Annotated in this window: 17 protein-coding genes and 1 pseudogene; 9 read left to right on the forward strand and 9 right to left on the reverse strand. The window is 36.8% G+C overall.

All coding sequences use genetic code 11. The annotated features are described in order from the left end of the window. Positions 1 to 318 precede the first annotated feature (318 nt). Positions 319 to 915, forward strand: a pseudogene (locus J3U37_RS12215) (DUF4184 family protein). Between the two features lie 104 nt (positions 916 to 1019). Here J3U37_RS12215 and gmhB read toward each other — a convergent pair. Next, positions 1020 to 1556 (reverse strand): D-glycero-beta-D-manno-heptose 1,7-bisphosphate 7-phosphatase, encoded by a 537-nt coding sequence (gmhB, locus tag J3U37_RS11550; protein WP_220218295.1) that lies wholly within the window; start codon positions 1554 to 1556, stop codon positions 1020 to 1022. A 115-nt stretch (positions 1557 to 1671) separates the two neighbouring features. Here gmhB and metN point away from each other — a divergent pair, with 115 nt between their 5' ends. From metN to tsaA, 4 genes are all read left to right on the forward strand, one after another. After that, positions 1672 to 2703, forward strand: coding sequence for a methionine ABC transporter ATP-binding protein MetN (gene metN, locus J3U37_RS11555; protein ID WP_220218296.1), 1032 nt, complete (start codon positions 1672 to 1674; stop codon positions 2701 to 2703). Between the two features lie 112 nt (positions 2704 to 2815). Next, positions 2816 to 3457: a methionine ABC transporter permease gene (locus J3U37_RS11560; RefSeq protein WP_366518728.1), complete on the forward strand. Its 642-nt coding sequence runs from the start codon at positions 2816 to 2818 to the stop codon at positions 3455 to 3457. A gap of 14 nt (positions 3458 to 3471) precedes the next feature. Beyond that, the gene (gene metQ / locus J3U37_RS11565) at positions 3472 to 4368 is read left to right on the forward strand and encodes a methionine ABC transporter substrate-binding lipoprotein MetQ (RefSeq protein WP_220218298.1); all 897 of its coding nucleotides are present in this window, start codon (positions 3472 to 3474) and stop codon (positions 4366 to 4368) included. A gap of 127 nt (positions 4369 to 4495) precedes the next feature. After that, positions 4496 to 5206: a tRNA (N6-threonylcarbamoyladenosine(37)-N6)-methyltransferase TrmO gene (tsaA, locus tag J3U37_RS11570; RefSeq protein WP_416380014.1), complete on the forward strand. Its 711-nt coding sequence runs from the start codon at positions 4496 to 4498 to the stop codon at positions 5204 to 5206. 191 nt (positions 5207 to 5397) lie between these two features. Here tsaA and hslO read toward each other — a convergent pair whose 3' ends face one another. The 3 genes from hslO to J3U37_RS11585 form a co-directional block, all read right to left on the reverse strand. Continuing rightward, positions 5398 to 6261, reverse strand: a complete 864-nt coding sequence (hslO, locus tag J3U37_RS11575) for an Hsp33 family molecular chaperone HslO (RefSeq protein WP_267375014.1) — start codon at positions 6259 to 6261, stop codon at positions 5398 to 5400. A gap of 1 nt (position 6262) precedes the next feature. After that, entirely contained in the window at positions 6263 to 6661 is a 399-nt protein-coding gene (hslR, locus tag J3U37_RS11580) for a ribosome-associated heat shock protein Hsp15 (protein ID WP_267336035.1), read from the reverse strand. 101 nt (positions 6662 to 6762) lie between these two features. Further along, a complete protein-coding gene (locus J3U37_RS11585) occupies positions 6763 to 8370 on the reverse strand; it encodes a hypothetical protein (protein ID WP_267329188.1) in 1608 nt (535 codons plus the stop codon). Between the two features lie 244 nt (positions 8371 to 8614). Between J3U37_RS11585 and greA the strand changes: the two genes are divergently transcribed. Further along, positions 8615 to 9091, forward strand: a complete 477-nt coding sequence (gene greA, locus J3U37_RS11590; protein WP_220218303.1) for a transcription elongation factor GreA — start codon at positions 8615 to 8617, stop codon at positions 9089 to 9091. A gap of 65 nt (positions 9092 to 9156) precedes the next feature. On the opposite strand, the gene yhbY is transcribed toward greA, so the two are convergent. Beyond that, entirely contained in the window at positions 9157 to 9450 is a 294-nt protein-coding gene (gene yhbY / locus J3U37_RS11595; protein ID WP_220218304.1) for a ribosome assembly RNA-binding protein YhbY, read from the reverse strand. A gap of 97 nt (positions 9451 to 9547) precedes the next feature. Between yhbY and rlmE the strand changes: the two genes are divergently transcribed. The 3 genes from rlmE to folP all read left to right on the forward strand — a co-directional run bounded on the left by rlmE (position 9548) and on the right by folP (position 13141). Beyond that, positions 9548 to 10174: a 23S rRNA (uridine(2552)-2'-O)-methyltransferase RlmE gene (gene rlmE, locus J3U37_RS11600; RefSeq protein WP_220218305.1), complete on the forward strand. Its 627-nt coding sequence runs from the start codon at positions 9548 to 9550 to the stop codon at positions 10172 to 10174. A gap of 76 nt (positions 10175 to 10250) precedes the next feature. Further along, positions 10251 to 12128, forward strand: coding sequence for an ATP-dependent zinc metalloprotease FtsH (ftsH, locus tag J3U37_RS11605; RefSeq protein WP_416379771.1), 1878 nt, complete (start codon positions 10251 to 10253; stop codon positions 12126 to 12128). Between the two features lie 176 nt (positions 12129 to 12304). Then, on the forward strand, positions 12305 to 13141 hold the full coding sequence (gene folP / locus J3U37_RS11610) for a dihydropteroate synthase (RefSeq protein WP_267336033.1): 837 nt from the start codon (positions 12305 to 12307) through the stop codon (positions 13139 to 13141). 197 nt (positions 13142 to 13338) lie between these two features. On the opposite strand, the gene J3U37_RS11615 is transcribed toward folP, so the two are convergent. From J3U37_RS11615 to J3U37_RS11630, 4 genes are all read right to left on the reverse strand, one after another. After that, entirely contained in the window at positions 13339 to 14829 is a 1491-nt protein-coding gene (locus tag J3U37_RS11615) for a hypothetical protein (protein ID WP_267375016.1), read from the reverse strand. Between the two features lie 700 nt (positions 14830 to 15529). Next, positions 15530 to 16360, reverse strand: coding sequence for a 4-hydroxybenzoate octaprenyltransferase (gene ubiA / locus J3U37_RS11620; RefSeq protein WP_267375019.1), 831 nt, complete (start codon positions 16358 to 16360; stop codon positions 15530 to 15532). 167 nt (positions 16361 to 16527) lie between these two features. Then, positions 16528 to 17103, reverse strand: coding sequence for a TorD/DmsD family molecular chaperone (locus J3U37_RS11625; protein WP_267375022.1), 576 nt, complete (start codon positions 17101 to 17103; stop codon positions 16528 to 16530). A 35-nt stretch (positions 17104 to 17138) separates the two neighbouring features. Then, positions 17139 to 17978, reverse strand: a complete 840-nt coding sequence (locus J3U37_RS11630; protein WP_267375025.1) for a dimethyl sulfoxide reductase anchor subunit family protein — start codon at positions 17976 to 17978, stop codon at positions 17139 to 17141. Position 17979: the final 1 nt, after the last annotated feature.

The raw sequence follows: 17979 nt of genomic DNA on the forward strand, positions 1-17979 counted from the left end.
TTGCTGTCTCAAGGGCTGCGTATACTACGCTACACCTTTTTATTCGTCAAGATCTTTTTTTAAAAAATTTGATCTTGCTCACTAATCACTTTTCCCGTCTGCTTTCGCTGACGCCGTGTCAGTGGATGCGCATTATAGAGCCTTAGAAAAATCATGCAAGCGATTATTGCAAATTTATTTCCGATTGTGTTTTTTTTACACATGACGCTGTGAAAATAAACTAATCCTATACAAATTTTACAAACTTTCTTTATTTATTAGTGATCATATAATTATAGTTTTCTATTTCCGTCTAACTCTTTAACTGGGGTTTTTTATATGCCTTTTACTTTTGCACATCCAGCAATTGTTTTTCCTTTTTACAAAAAGCCTAAATTTTTTTCTATGACAACTTTAATTATAGGTAGTATGTCACCTGGCTTTGAATATTTTTCTTAGGATGAAAATAAAAAGTGATATGAGCCACACCTTAATTAGGCATCTTTTATTTTGATCTACCCATAACATTAATTATTGCTTTATAAACGATTTGCTCATTACCTAAATTTTAATTGGAGTGAATATTGCTACCATCACTGGTTTATTGTCATAACTTCTGCATTAATTGGCGCACTGTCTCATTTAGGTTGGGATAGTTTTACTCACTTGACTGGCTTTTTTGTACAACACCTGCCTTTTTTACAACAGACACTATCATTAAAAAATACAAATATTCCTACCTACCAATTACTCCAACATGGAAGTATTTTGGTAGGATTGAGTTTAATATGCTTCTTTATTCTCAGATTACCGATCTTGGTTGATAAGACAAATAAAATGAGCTTTCTATATTGGGGGTTAGTATTTTTGATTTTTTTAAGTTGTTTTTCTCTTTTTTCACCAATACTATTCATACCTTTGGTCAAAGTATGGTGAACTTTATTAATGCTCTATTTTCGGGGCTAATATTATCAGGGCTTATCGTGAGAATGATACGGCATTAATTTTAAATGCCGTATTAGGCTAGTATTATTAGAAAATTATGATTCAGCTTTTATTTTATTGGGTAGATCCGCCAAGCTATCAATTACCCAATCAGCTTGCGCTAACGCTTCTTCTGTAATGGCATCACCGGTTTTCACCAAAACTGTTTTTTTAACGCCTGCCTTTTTACCCGACAATAAATCCGATACTCGGTCACCCACCATATAAGAGTTAGCAATATCAATTTTTAACTCTTTCGCCGCTGTTTGGATCATACCCGGACTCGGTTTGCGACATTCACAATGATCAACTAAAGGATCGTGCGGGCAATAATAGATACCGTCTAAGTCGACACCTCGGTCTTGTAATGACCAATCCATCCACTCTGTTAAGGTATGAAATTGCTCTTCAGTAAATTTATTTCTTGCAATACCTGATTGGTTAGTGGTAATAACTAACAAAAAGCCCATTTTTTTGAGTTCTTGCATTGCTTCAATTACGCCATCAATAAAATGAAATTTATCAATAGTATGTACATAATTGTAATCGATATTAATCGTACCATCTCGATCTAAAAAAATAGCTGGTTTCATATTTATTTGTATTCCTTTGCTTACATATCGCTCAAATTTGCATAGCATATTATCGATTGACTTAGATGTCTAGACGTCTTAATATTCAATTATCCAAACTTTATCTTTATATATTATGATAAAACTACAAAATATTTCGAAAGTATTTGAACAGAATAAAACGGTAATTCATGCCTTAAAAAATATAACAATCCATGTTCCGCAAGGCAAGATTTATGGTGTTATTGGTAAATCCGGCGCCGGAAAGAGTACACTTATTCGCTGCGTTAATCTATTAGAAAAACCAACAAGTGGTAGAATTTTCTTTGATAATCAAGATATCACCGATTTATCTAACCGACAGCTAATTGAAGTACGTCGCAAAATCAGTATGATTTTTCAACATTTTAACCTTTTATCTTCTCGGACGGTATTTGATAATATCGCTTTTCCGCTTGAGTTAAATAAGACACCGAAAGCGAAGATTAAACAAAAAGTCAATGAACTAATAGCGTTAGTTGGTTTGACCGAAAAAGCAAATGTCTACCCGGCAAATTTATCCGGCGGACAAAAACAACGTGTAGCTATTGCAAGAGCATTGGCTAGTGACCCTAAAGTATTATTGTGTGATGAAGCCACCAGTGCGCTCGATCCTGAAACTACTCGTTCGATTTTGGCATTACTCAAAGACATTAATCAAAAATTGGGATTAACCATTTTATTAATTACCCATGAAATGGACGTGGTAAAACAGATTTGCGATCAAGTTGCTGTGATCAGTAATGGTGAATTAGTCGAGCAATCTTCAGTCGGTGAAATGTTTTCGCATGCTAAAACCGAAATTGCCCGACAATTTATTCAATCGACGTTACATTTGACCATACCAGATGATTACTTAATTCGCCTTACGCCAGAACATAAAGAAGGACTCAATCCGTTAGTACGTTTAGAATTTAGTGGCGTGTCGGTTGATTTACCTTTACTTTCGCAAATTGCCAAAGAATTTGATATTGATAGTAACATTATCAGTGCGCAAATGGATTATGCCGGTGGTGTCAAATTCGGGTTGATGCTAGCTGAAATGAAAGGCAAACCTAATAGTACGTTATCAGCAATACAATTTTTAGAAAAAAATAACACCAAAGTAGAGGTGCTGGGCTATGTTTAATTTTATTCCATCATTTAAACCATTTGAATCATTATTTCGATTTTTAGCCGGCTCCGACTTTTGGGCAAATTTTGTCGCATTTTGCTCATCATTTAATGGCTTTAATGAAGCGATGCTATTTAAAATGGCACAAGCCACTGATGAGACACTTTATATGGTCATTTTATCAGGCTTTTGGGGTACAGTGATTGGCTTACCAATAGGAATATTGCTTTACACCACTCGTAAAGGGCAAATTTTAGATTGTTATGCCGCCAATAGTGTTATTTCATTTATTACCAATATTTTTCGCTCTATTCCTTTTATTATATTAATTGTTTGGATAATACCTTTTACGACCTTTTTAATGGGAACTTTTATTGGGAAACAAGCAGCAGTAGTGCCATTAAGTATTGGCGTATCACCATTAATTGCTCGTATGATTGAAAATGCCTTGCTTGACGTACCCAAAGGACTTATTGAAGCCGCTCGTTCAATGGGCGCCACACCATTACAAATAATTTATAAGGTGCTATTACCCGAATCACTGCCGGTTATTGTTAATAGTATGACCATTACACTCATCACCTTGACTGGCTATATTGCGATGGCTGGTGCGGTCGGTGCTGGCGGTCTTGGACAACTGGCAATTCAATATGGTTACAACGGTTATAAGCCTGCTATAATGAATACGGTTTTGGTTATCTTAATCATTATTGTCTTTATTATTCAGTTTATTGGCAATAGTATTGTTAAACGTGTTACTCATCATTAATTTTGGAGAAAATTATGTCAATTAAACAGCTAGCACTAGTCACCACCTTGGTGAGTGCATTTTTTTTAACAGGTTGTGATAACAAACAATCAACAACCGAAAACAAACCAGCTGAACCAACCAAAGTAAGCTCACTTAAAGTTGGAGTGATTTCAGGGCCAGAACAGGAGGTGGCAGAAGTAGTTAAGAAGCAGGCTAAAGATCTTTATAATATTGATGTTGAGTTAGTTATTTTTAATGACTACGTTACACCAAATCAAGCTTTAAATGACGGTTTAATTGATGTTAATGCTTTCCAACATAAACCATATCTAGATGAGCAAATTAAAGAACGTGGATATAAACTTGCTGTTGTTGGTAACTCTTTTGTATATCCAATTGCAAGTTATACTCATAAACTTAAACCAATTGACGCTTCTGCCGAAACTGGCGAAGGGGTAAAAGTTAAATCACCTCGTGGTGAAACCTTTTTTATTCCAGCTAAGTCAACCATTGCTATTCCAAATGATCCAACAAACTTAGGTCGTGCATTACTATTATTGCAACACGAAGGGTTAATAACAGTTGATAAAGCAAAAGGGTTATTACCAACTGTACTTGATATTACCAGCAATCCTTATGACTATAAGATTGTTGAACTTGAAGCACCAATGCTACCTCGCTCTTTAGACGATGCTCAGGTAGATTTGGCAATCATTAATAATGCTTTTGCCGGACAAGCAAATTTAACGCCAAGCAAAGATGGGGTTTTTGTAGAAGATAAAGAGTCTCCATATGTGAACATTATCGTATCGCGTGAAGCTGATAAAGATAATGAAAACGTTAAAAACTTTGTTAAAGCTTATCAAACTGATGCCGTTGCTAAAAAAGCTGATGAAATCTTTAATGGCGGGGCAATTCGTGGTTGGTAATAATCCACTCACAAACAGCTATTGATCACTATTCCGCCGACTTTATGTCGGCGGTAAACATCTGAATTAAATTTATCTATCGAGTGATATAATAATTACCTTCAAATGGCTCAATACATCATAAAAGATAATGAATCGGCAAATTAACCCTATTGGCATAATACGTTCACCTTACAGCGAAAAATTTGCTGTACCAAGGCAACCTAATCTCGTTTCCGCAGGTCAAGGGGAGCTGCATTTATTAGCACCTTATAACGATCCTAATAGTGTGAAAGGTTTAGAGCAGTTTTCACATTTGTGGCTGTTATTTCTGTTCCACCACATCGAACCTGAAAAATGGCGCTTAACGGTGCGCCCTCCACGCTTAGGCGGTAATAAAACTTTAGGCGTATTTGCCACTCGTTCGCCATTTAGACCTAATCATATTGGTCTTTCTGCGGTAGAATTAAAAGATATTACCGTTGTTCAAAAACAAGTCATTTTAAAACTGGGCAGCCTTGATTTAGTCGACGGCACACCAATTATCGATATCAAACCTTATATCCCTTATTGTGATAGTTATCCACAAGCCAAAGGTAGCTATGCCCAGACAGTGCCCGAAACCGTATTAACCGTTACATTTTCACCGTTTGTACAGCAATTTTTAGAGCGACAAAAACAAGATTATCCTCAGTTGGCAACGTTAATCTCTCAAGTAATATCACAAGACCCAAGACCTGCTTATAAGCGCAAAGATAAAACGGAACAAGAGTTTGGCTTGACTTTATATCATTTTAATATCAAAGGAAGAATTATTAATCAACACGCGATAGTTGACCAAATAACGATAATAGATTGAAGAGTTGTATAAAAAGCTAACTAATTAAATGGCTGACTTTTGTAAAGAGGATTTACAAAATTGTTATCGATTGTATATAAAATTAATTGAAAATTTAAGTCATTCTGGTAAATTACGTATGGGTTTAATTCCCTATATTTCACTTTACCACTAAAATTCTTCACGATCTTAGTGGTATTTTTATATGTAGATTAGTGATAATTCAAATTCTGTTTTCTTCTCATCTCAGCAATATCAATTGCATCAATCAGATAATGTTTGCCACAATAATCACAATGAATATCGATTTTACCGCCCTCTTCTTTTAAAATTTCATCAACTTCATGAGCGGGTAGCGTCATTAAACTATCTTCACAACGCTCGCGCGAACAGCTACATTTGAAAATAATAGGATGCGCTTCAAACAGTCGAACTTCTTCTTGATTATAAAGGCGATATAAAATCTCGTCAGTTGAAAGTTGGAATAGTTCGTCACGTGTGATCGTTTCAGTTAACGCACAAAGGTGCTCGAAAGATTCGTCAGTACCTTCGTTTGCCGGAAGTACCTGTAATAAAATGCCGGCCGCCATTGGCTTATTATTACATACCCCAGTTTTGACAAACAATCGGGTAGGTAACTGTTCGGATTGCATAAAATAATTTTCAATACAACCAATTAAGGTATCTTTTTCAAGCCCAACAATACCTTGATAACGCTCGCCATTTTTAGGCGTAATAGTAATGACAATATAACCATTACCAACCATATCTTTAAGCGTTGCATTATCAGAAATATCACCGTTAACCCGTGCTACGCCACGTAATTGCTGTTGATGATTACCATTTACAACCGCTAGTGATAATGGGCCATCACCTTGCAACTGCACAGCGATATCCCCTTCAAATTTTAAAGTCGCAGTTAATAAACTGGTTGCAACCAATAACTCACCCAGTAAATTTTGTACTGCTACAGGATAAGTATGATTTTCTAAAATAGCTTCATATGTCTGTTCAAGACGGGTAATTTCACCCCGAATTGGGTGATTATCAAATAAAAATCGATTTAGAGTATCCATATTAATAGTTGTCGCCTTGTTGTCTTTCATTTTTGAATCGAATCAAATTACGCCGCTCTTTTTTATCCGGTCTTCTATCCGGATGCGGCATTGTCAATGCATTAAGCTTACGTGCTTGCGCCACCATTTCACGTTTTGCGATACTTTCTTGCGTTTCTTGATAGAGTAATTGAGCCTCTGCCGCTGGCCTGCGCTGCTCACTAATAGCTAAGATTTGAATTGTTTTTTGGTCAGAACCTTGGCGAAGTGTCAACATTGCACCAATTTCGACTATTTTACTAGGCTTAGTCCGTTGACCATTATAATGGACTTTACCACCGTCGACCATTTCACGTGCAAGTGAACGTGTTTTATAAAATCTGGCAGCCCAAAGCCACTTATCTAATCTTACACTTTCCATGACTTCCTCATTTCACTTTTCTAATCAAGCTCATTTTATCGCAGTTAAAAAATAAAGCTTAGAACATCTTAGCGAATTATATAAGGTTGTTTTTAGAAATATCAATGCTGAGGCTCGATGTTATAACGATTGCCATTTGCGAAAAATGTACCGGATAGGCTATAAGGAGCAATCTCGCCATGTAAATCAAGAGTATAATGTGAAGCATTAGGAAGCTGTTTCACTAACTTCCACTTTTCAAGAAAGATACTACTTACCCCATAGGCCTTAAGATGTAATGATTCTAATTTATCTAGCGAAGGATTGACAATTGCATTCGATTCAAGCATGCCACCATTAACTAATGCAGTAAACGCCAATAAGGCTTGATGCTGATCATTAAATTTAACGGAAAAATCAGGATAAATCATTCCAATTTTATTAACTGTTCCATTATTGGCTTTAACAAATAATTGGCCATTAAACAGCCCTAACTTTCTATTTTCAACCAAACGCAATTTGCTACCGGAGGCTTGAAAATCGACAAAATTAAACGGATAGTCAGGATTGGTATTAATTATTCCACCTTTCAAAATCGATAATCGATCAATATCAATCTGTTTTAACGATTCAGGCAGTACAATCTGTTCAATTTTCTTAGGTAGCTTAAAATCAATTTCGGTCACTAATAATTTATCTATATGCAAATTATTATCTTTCCAATCTCCATTTAAACTTAATCGCCCTTGATTCCAAATACCGATAGCTTTTTCAATGGCTATATCATGCTCATTTTTAAGCATTAATTGCAGCAAAACAGAAGAAAACGGTTTCTCATTCCATACGATATTATCGGCATTAAAAACTAACGCACTTTGATTAAAGTGCCACTGCTTGTCATAAATAATATTGGTTGTTTCAATATTGCCTTTTTCAATTGTATAGTCAGGCAATTGGATACTACTATTCAACATTGAAAGTTGACGAAAAGTCGTTTTGGGTAATTTATCCAGATATTGCGCAAAATATTGATTATCTTTAGATTGAACGTGAATGTTATTAAGTTTCAATTGCTCAACATCCAAACTCTTATCCGCTAGTATTTTTAATTTACTGACAAAAAACCCGTCATTAATGTTACCACCTAAATTTGTTATATAAATGGTACCTTCACGTTGAAAACCTTGAAGCAACACTTTATCGACTAGAAAATGATTAAACGAAACTTGCTGTGATGATAATTCAAATTGATACGATTGTTGATCAGATACATTAAATGGTTTAATGCCACCATTTATTTGCCGAAAAGTTAACGAATCTTTTCCGTCATTAAGTGAAACGTTGACGGTCGAATCAACCAATTTAAGGACATTAGCTGAAATAGAAGCTTGTTCAATTTTGCTACCGTCTAACTCACCATTGACCACAACAATATAATTGAAATGCTTTAGCTGCCACAAATCGTTTTTATCAAATCCAATTATCAATTTAGCAATTTTAGTAACATGTTGATTTTCATCTTTGATCGTCAGATCTTCAACAGATATTTCATAAAAGTTAGCTAAAGAATGATTAACTTTACCGATTGAAATAGAATATGAGCTTAATTTTGATAATTGTTGGCTGATAAATTTAGCGCCGTAATTAGTCTGTACAGCAAAGTAAGCCAGCAAAATTAAAATCCAGACAATTGTTAAAAAAGTAATCAGTAATAATCGAATCGTTCGCATAACAAAAACTAAATAGTAACAATAAATAATTAGATATTACATTACGATAACCGATTTTAACTAAAATAGCACTCGATTTTGATATAAATGATCTGTTGTTAAACCGATTTTCCAGTTAATATATAACAAGCCAAAATTATGACGTTAGAATAACAAATTAAATTAATTACGCCCTCTCTTTTGATTAAGATGAAGGATTGTTATTCTTTTTTTATTTACGATAGATAAATAGGAAAAAACAGAGATGAAACAAATCCCAATGACGGTAAAGGGAGCCGAATTGTTACGTGCCGAACTTGAAGAACTGAAGAATGTCAAAAGACCTCAAATTACAGCAGCTATAGCTGAAGCAAGAGCGCACGGAGATTTGAAAGAAAACGCCGAATACCATGCCGCAAGAGAACAACAAGGATTTTGTGAAGGTCGCATTCAGGAAATTGAAAGTAAATTATCGCAAGCACAAATCATTGATATTACCAAAGTAAAAAATACCGGAAGAATTATTTTTGGTGCCACTGTCACCGTTGTAAATGTAGATACTGACGAAGAAACAACCTACCGTATTGTTGGTGATGATGAAGCCGATTACAAACAAAATTTAATTTCAGTTAACTCACCAATTGCCCGTGGTTTAATTGGTAAAGAAGACGGCGATACTGTTCAAATTAAAACGCCTGGTGGTGATGTTGAGTTTGATATCATTAAAGTTGACTATATTTAATGTCAATTTGCATCAATAATCACTCTCGATAAAAAAACAGGGCAATATGCCCTGTTTTTCATTGATTATTTTGGTAAAGAGATTTTTTTCTCTTCACTCGGTCTAAACACCGTAAAAATAGAGCCAACCTGCTGAACAGGTATCGCTTTAGTTTCACGAATAATCGCATCACAAATAAGTTTTTTTGTTTCGCGATCTTCAGCAGACACTTTAATTTTAATTAGCTCATGAAAGTTCAAGGCATTTTCAATTTCAGCTAAAACGCCTTCAGTAAACCCATTAGCACCAATCATCACAATTGGTTTTAAGTGATGAGCTTCACCCTTTAGGTACTGTTTTTGTTTATTCGATAAATTCATTAATTTTTTATCACATTAAGTTGTAATTTTGCTATTCTACCCTTATATATATGACTAATCAATGAAGTGAACTCTTTACGTTAAGGATTTATTCGCTGTGAGTAACAAAAAACGCTCAGCTAGCTCGACGCGTTGGCTTAATGAACATTTTAAAGATCGCTTTGTGCAACAAGCACAAAAAAAAGGTCTAAGATCGCGAGCTTGGTTCAAATTAGAAGAAATTCAAAAAAGTGACAAACTATTTAAACCCGGTATTACCGTTGTCGATTTAGGCGCGGCGCCTGGGGGTTGGTCACAATATGTCGCATCACTTATCGGCAATAAAGGTCGGATCATCGCTTGTGATTTGCTCCCAATGGATCCTATTGTTGGGGTAGATTTCCTGCAAGGTGACTTTCGAGATGAAGCTGTGCTCAATGCGCTCCTAGAGCGTGTTGGAGAAGACAAAGTGCAAGTGGTTATGTCCGACATGGCGCCTAATATGAGTGGACAACCGGCGGTTGACATTCCTAGAGCCATGTACTTAGTTGAACTGGCATTAGATATGTGCCGAGATGTTCTGGCACCGAATGGCAATTTTATTGTGAAAGTCTTTCAAGGCGAAGGATTTGAAGAGTATCTTAAAGCAGTAAGATCACTTTTTAAAACGGTCAAAATACGCAAACCGGAAGCTTCACGCGCAAGGTCAAGAGAAGTTTATATTGTTGCTATGGGTATGAAGTAGCCAGTTGTATAATTTTGTAGTACCATACTTGGTTAATTTTAGTCGTAACTGTTAATTTTTATGAGGGGTTTTTCTTTTGAACGACATGGTAAAGAATCTACTGATATGGGGAATAATTGCGGTAGTATTGATTGCGGTATTTAATCAATTCAGCTCAGTATCTAGCGGCCCTCAAATCGATTATTATAAATTTAACTCAGATATCGCCGATGGCAAGCTCAAAGAAGTGCATATTAACGGACGAGAAATAGTTGCTACCAGAAACGATAATAGCAATTACGTAACTTATATCCCTTATTTTGATGAAAAACTCATTGATGATTTATTAAGTCATAAAGTACCTGTCTATGGTACTGCTGATGAAAAACCGAGCTTATTAGGTGCGATTTTAGTTTCTTGGTTCCCTATCATTTTACTCATTGGCTTTTGGATCTTTATTATGCGCCAAATGCAAGGTGGTGGTAAAGGCGGGCCAATGTCGGTCGGTAAAAGTAAAGCTCGAATGCTAACCCCTGATCAAGTCAAAACAAAATTTACCGATGTCGCCGGTAGCGAAGAGGCGAAACAAGAAGTTACCGAGGTGGTTGATTTCTTACGCGATCCGGGTAAATACCAAAAATTGGGTGGACGTATTCCAAAAGGGATTTTAATGGTTGGACCACCGGGTACAGGTAAAACCCTACTGGCAAAAGCGATTGCTGGTGAAGCTAACGTTCCATTTTTCAGTATTTCCGGCTCTGACTTTGTTGAAATGTTTGTCGGTGTGGGTGCCTCACGAGTACGTGATCTATTTGAACAAGCTCGAAAACATTCACCGTGTATCATCTTTATTGACGAAATTGATGCCGTTGGTCGTAAACGAGGCGCTGGTTCAATGGGCGGGCATGATGAACGTGAACAAACCTTGAACCAAATGCTAGTTGAAATGGATGGTTTTGAAGCGAATAGCGGAATAATCATTATTGCGGCCACTAACCGGGTTGATATTTTAGATCCGGCATTACTGCGCCCCGGCCGTTTTGACCGCCAAGTACAAATTGGCCTACCAGATATGAAAGGTCGTGAGCAGATTCTTGCTGTTCATGTCCGTAAAGTACCTTTGGGCTCTGATGTTAATTTGTCAGTCTTAGCACGTGGCACACCGGGTTACTCTGGTGCTGAATTAGCAAACTTAGTCAATGAAGCGGCGTTATTTGCGGCTCGTCGTAACAAACGATTAGTGACAATGGACGAGTTTGAAGAAGCTAAAGATAAAATCAACATGGGCACTGAACGACGCTCATTGACGATGACCCAAGAACAATTGATATCAACTGCTTATCATGAAGCCGGTCATGCTATTGTTGGTTATTTAATGCCTGATCATGATCCAATTCATAAAGTCACAATCATTCCTCGCGGACGTGCTTTAGGCGTCACCTTCTTCTTACCTGAAGGTGACAGAGTGAGTGAAAGCCGTGAAAAACTAGAAGGCGATATTGCGACCCTGTATGGTGGAAGACTGGCGGAAGAACTGATCTATGGTGCTGAAAAAGTATCAACCGGCGCCTCGAATGATATTAAGGTTGCCACGCAATACGCCAGAGCTATGGTTACCCAATGGGGCTTTTCTGAACGTCTAGGACCACTATTTTATGAAATGGATGATAATTCAGCTTATGGCCGTCCTAAAGATATCTCAGATGAAACTGCTCGCATTATCGATGAAGAAGTTAAAGCGATTATTGACCGCAATTTTGAACGAGCACGTAAAATTTTGACGGAAAATATGGATGTGCTTCATGCAATGAAAGATGCGCTAATGAAATATGAAACCATTGGTGCAAATCAAGTGGCGGACTTAATTGCACGTCGACCTATCAATGCACCGGATGACTGGACAGAGAGTGACGAAAAAGCAGCACAAGAGATTCCAAATGAGGGAACAGATATTCCGCCTCAATCAGACGATTAAAATGATATAAACAAATAACGCGCTTCGGCGCGTTTTTTATCGACAAAATGAAGATATAATCTCATCATAATTAGACTCAGTGGTAAATATAACCTTTACGGCTAAGCTAAAATTTAACCGTAACTAAATAGCTAATGCATTCATTTAAAAACTGTTTATCAAATAGGACTACCCTTATGGAAATTCATTTTCAAAATCAAGTTATGGATCTCTCTTTTCCACAAGTTATGGGCATTGTGAACATGACGCCAGATTCATTTTCCGACGGCGGTAAATACAACAACCTCGATGATGCAATGCGTCGAGTTGATAGTATGATTCAAGCCGGTGCCACATTTATTGATGTCGGAGGAGAATCAACTCGACCTGGCGCAGCTGAAGTATCGGTTGAAGAGGAGTTAGAACGGGTAATACCTTTAGTTGAAAAAATTGCCCGTTATTTTGATGTATGGATTTCGGTAGATACCTCTAAACCTGAGGTAATGACTGAATCGGCGAAAGCCGGCGCCCACTTAATTAACGATATTCGAGCACTAACCGAGCCCGGTGCGATGTCCGCTGCCGCAAAAACCGGACTGCCTGTTTGTATTATGCATATGCAAGGCGATCCTCAAACCATGCAAAATGCGCCACACTACAATCAAGATATCTATCAAGAAGTAGACACTTTTTTTGACCAACATATTAATCGCTGCATTAAAGCTGGTATAAATCGTGAAAAAATCATACTCGATCCAGGTTTTGGCTTTGGTAAAACACTATCACACAACTACCGATTACTGGCAACTTTGGAAAAATTTCATCATTTCAATTTACCGCTATTAGTTGGTATGTCTCGTAAATCTATGATTGGGCAAGTATTAAATGTTCCGCCGCAAGAACGAATGCTTGGTAGTGTATCTTGCGCTGTCATTGCGGCGATGAAAGGGGCACACATTATACGGGTACATGATGTTAAACAGACATTTGATGCCCTACGGATTGTGCAAGCAACATTAGCTGAACAAGGTTGAAATTAATATCTGAAAAAAGCAGCTCATCTAACCATTGCACATCAACCAACTCTGGATAATTGTAGAAAAAGCTTTTTAAAGCAGGTTAAAGAAGAATATTAGATTAATAATTATATAATTAAGGGCTCAATATTGAGCCCCAGTTATAGTTTTGTTTTTACCTCAATCACACTTTAATTGATAATAGTTAATGACGATTAAGGCATTACACAGGCGGTTTGAGTAAATTCCATTTTAGTGTGAAAAATAGCACCATTATTCGAAGCTACAGTATAATATTGTCCCGGCAAAATGCTCGGAGTACTAGTCCAAATGGAAAATAGATCCCATTGTTCAGTGTATTTTCTAAGCCCGCCGCCCCATTCTGAAATCAATCCTCCGTTTATTTGCCTTAATGAGGCCGAAGAGGCATTTGGATGACCATTTATTCCCCAACCATTAGCATTAGTCAGATCAGATACATCTGGCATTCGATAACCCGATAAAGTGGAACAATAATTTACTGCATTATCATAATTATTTTCTATATACGAAGCGCCATGTATATCCGTGTGAGGAATAAACCAATGTTGTAATTTAAAGCTATAAATAGGCTTGGTTTTTGCTGTGTCAGCATAAATGGTAAATGTTGTTGGAACAAAACGAAGCTTCGATGGTGCAGAATTAGAGGTTGGTCCCTTTAATATTACTGTCGGAATCTTCTTTTTCGTCTCTCCAAACGATATATCAACATTTGAATTGCTTGGATCTTTTGTATAACTAAGTTGTTTATAATTTTTAAGTCCGGCAACAATTAACTTGAAGTAAAGGCCATCCGACCCCGTTGTCGGGAAGTTTGACTCAGGTTGATTGAAGTTTTGCATGTAAAATACTTCTTTATCGTCATCCCACTGCCCAGACACTCCCGATTTGTTATCAAAGAAAATTGTTAGTGGTTGTACAAAGCAAGTATAAATAGTATTAGAATCAACACCTAAGTAATAGTTATCTTCAAGCTTACTATAGGTTGTCGAATCAGGTATACCATATTGTGTTTTAATCTCACTGTCATCTATTTTCAGATTGATAGTATAAGGTGCCAAACAGGTATCAATAGCATCTGTCCGTTTAACCTTCTGCTCTGTCGAGTCTAAAATAGTCATCTCTATTTTACCCGTTGCTGAAACAACCACATCACCGTCATCATCTCTGGCATAATTATTCGGATCTTGTAGTATTGTGCTAAAATCAATTGATTGAACATTATCAATACTAGGGGTATTAGCTGGCACGACTGTTTGAATATCTTCAAAGGTGTTCACTGTCGCTGGAATATCTATAACCACGGGATTATCACCATTCTTAGGAGGAGCATCATATTTGACTTCTTGGTTACCATCATTAAAACGCAACCATAATAACGCTCCGGTGTTATCACTCTTAGTTTGACCATTATCAAAAGTTAAATAAGGTGCTGAACCATTGATTGCTTGAGCTGTGGTGTTTGATGTTAATGCCTGTGCATTAAATGCATACATTAAAGGTAACATTAATAGGCATGTTAATGTTTTTTTGAAAAAATGCGGCTTATTAGCGTTATTTGAGTTAAAATTTGTCGGTGAATTTAAGCTTAAGTTATTGTTCTGATTAAGGCGACGATTAAGAGAACTTAAGAAAGGCGTCTTCGAGTTTTCATTATGATATTGCATAGCAATCCCTATATTCGTGTAATTTATTGTTTTTATTCCTTTTTATATAACAGCCTGCTTTTATTACAGCTAAACCGTTACAATTTTAATGATATAATGTTTTAAAAAAATTACCGAACTTTTTAGCTGAAAAATTTGTTAAGAAAGGTAAACAAGAAAAGCAAAATCATTGAATATTTCCATATAGTTACTGATTTTTTGGGCCTTTTTAAGCGCTGTTTTTCTGGCTTATTTACACAGTTTCATGGCTTAGCTTATTACTCATTCTGGAGTTGTTACAGTAGGCAAACCGGATGGGATGTGGAGAAGTTTTGATGCTTTCCCTGTTGTTGTCATATATACCAATGCGGACTTCTTCGTCGCACACCGGTGACTTATCGCTAATAGTGAATCTCTGTGACATTTCACTTAAGGCCATCGCCTTAGGCAAACTGCCTCAGCCATGACGGGCGATTAGCGTACAGTCATCACTTAAGCAAATAGGAGAATAAGAAATTGGGTAAGCACCACAGCTTTGTCAAAAAGTTTCAGAAAATGTATACGTTTGAGTATAAAAACGATGATTTTTCAGCAAAGCACCATTTTATATCAATCGGTTAAAGCAGATTAGGCTAGAAAATTAACAAGTAGATTTGTTTATCATTAAACTAACAAGATTTTTAAAATTAGCTGGCTTTTGATGACTAGGCATATTCCAAATTTACTTTATCAATATTGCCAAATACACAAAAAATCCAACATAATTATTATTCATAAAGGCTCTAAAGCATTTCGCTCTATCACGGTCTTTAATTAACCATTGTTGATAGATAAACAGCAATGAAGCAATCAATAAAATGGTAAAATAGACTGAATTAAAATCGTTAGTTAAACCAAGTATCACCATGCAAAAAACCGCAACTATCTGTAATAAACCAATGATTAAGGTATCATAATGACCAAATAAAATAGCTGTTGATTTAATGCCTATTTTCATATCATCGCTTCGATCGACCATGGCATACTGAGTATCATAAGCAATAGTCCAACAAATATTTGCTAAACATAGTAGCCAGCAAGTTAACGGAAACTCAGCAATAGTTGCCGCATAAACCATTGGAATACTCCAGCTAAATGCGATTGCCAGAATAATTTGCGGAAAGTGAGTATAACGTTTCATAAACGGATAGATCATGGCGGTTAACAAGGCAAAGCCGGCAATAAGCCATGACAGCCGATTTAATGTGATCAATAGACCGGCCGCAATTAACAACAATATCAAAAGAGTATATAAGGCGTTTTTGGCTGTCAGGGCACCACGTGCCAATGGGCGATCTTGCGTTCGCTCGACATGCGCATCAAAATGGCGATCCGCATAATCATTTATCACACAACCGGCTGATCGCATAACAATGACACCTAGCACAAAAATAACGACAAGCCCAACCGAAGGATGAGGATCAGCAAGCCATATTGCCGACAAAGTCGGCCAAAGTAGCAGTAAAATGCCGATAGGTTTATCTAATCGCATCAGTTGTATATAAGCTAACATAACGTATATCTTTCCTCAATTATTATGGGCGGATTATACCTGATCTTGTTAAAGCTGCAATGCGGATAAATACCGTTTCTATTTGGCGCTGCTGGATGTGTAAGCAATCAAATCAATTTGCCTAATATCGTGTCATATCCAAAGCGATTAATTATGGTAATAAAGCGTTACAACAAAAGTAAATACTGCTCTGCCACCACGGCTAACGCCCGATAAAATTGGCTAACTTGATTATGTTTTAATTGATCCAGATAAGCTGATGACCAAGTCACTAAGTGTTCCTCTATCAGTTGATTCGCCGCTTGCGTTTTTTGCTTTTCCAGCAATATCGCATAAGCGATTAGCATTAAACCAAACTGATCTTCCGGCTCATTCATACCGGTATTAAGCGTTAAACCATGCTGCTGTAAAAATTGACGATAGCGCTCTTGCGATTCCCCCATTAATAGTTTTTCTTGATCCAAATAGACTGACCCCCAAGGTGGGGCGGGCATTTTGCCTTGCCCTTCAAACAATAACGAGAATTGATAATCCAGATCGATATGGCTGATTTGGGTTGCCAATATCTGGCATTGCTGGCTAATAAGTTCTGGATTTTGCCAATCCGCCAGTTGGTCAATATGCAATAGAGCCTCAAGCAGCGGCTCAACGGTTTGGCTATTAGGTGGATAATAGAAAAAAGCACCCAGTACTTTTGCCAGGGTCGCACAAGTGAGATTATCGAATCTTTTCTCTTTATTCATTGACGTTACTTGTTGTCGGTCAGTTATATTGTTAATTATAGCGGTATCATCCATAAATTATAAAAGGCAATACGACCACAAACTTCAGCAATAAACACACAAGCAAAAGCAGTAAGATAAATTATTGCATTATGTTTGGAACGGTAAATGTTAAAAGCAACCAATAGTAGTGCCACTATGATTAACATGCACTCGGCAATCATCCAACTTGCTTGCGCACAAGCCAGCTCCGGGCTTATGGTCGTCATTAAATTATAATAAGGAATTTTTAATAATATAATCAATACACTACCAATGAGAAAAGCTGCGTTACCTAAACGATATAACCCAAGCATTGCGCTAGCAATTCCACCCAACGCCAACATCGCTGTATACATTTGAATTGCGGTATAGTTGGTATCCCATGTTTTCACTGTGGATAGCATGTAAGTTAGAACAATCGTCCACACAAAAACTAAACTCAGTAGGATTAAGATGATGGCTATCAGCTGGTTGATATAGGGAAGGCGATTAATCTTTAAACAAAGCGGTTTAATCAATTTCAGTTTTTGGCTATCCGGATTGAGAGAAAAGTAGTGGATTAATACTGAGGCGAATGTAACGCCAAATACCACACCAAAAGTGAAAATCTCATTACTCATCGGCGAACGTCCAATCCCATAGATCACATTTAACGCCCGCAAAGGATGCCCTAAATGGAATGAGGCAAGCAGCATACCAATAGCCATAAAAACCAGTGCTAACAGATTAATTTTTTGACGAATAATGGGATTAGCTTGTGAACAATTCATTAAGCAAGATAAGCTGCTTAACAGCACCATTCCGGCAGATAATTGCCCAAATACCGTAAAAAAAACCAATGGTAATTCATGCATA

Origin of the sequence: Gilliamella sp. B3172, from assembly GCF_026536465.1 — a bacterium.
Lineage (GTDB): Bacteria > Pseudomonadota > Gammaproteobacteria > Enterobacterales > Orbaceae > Gilliamella.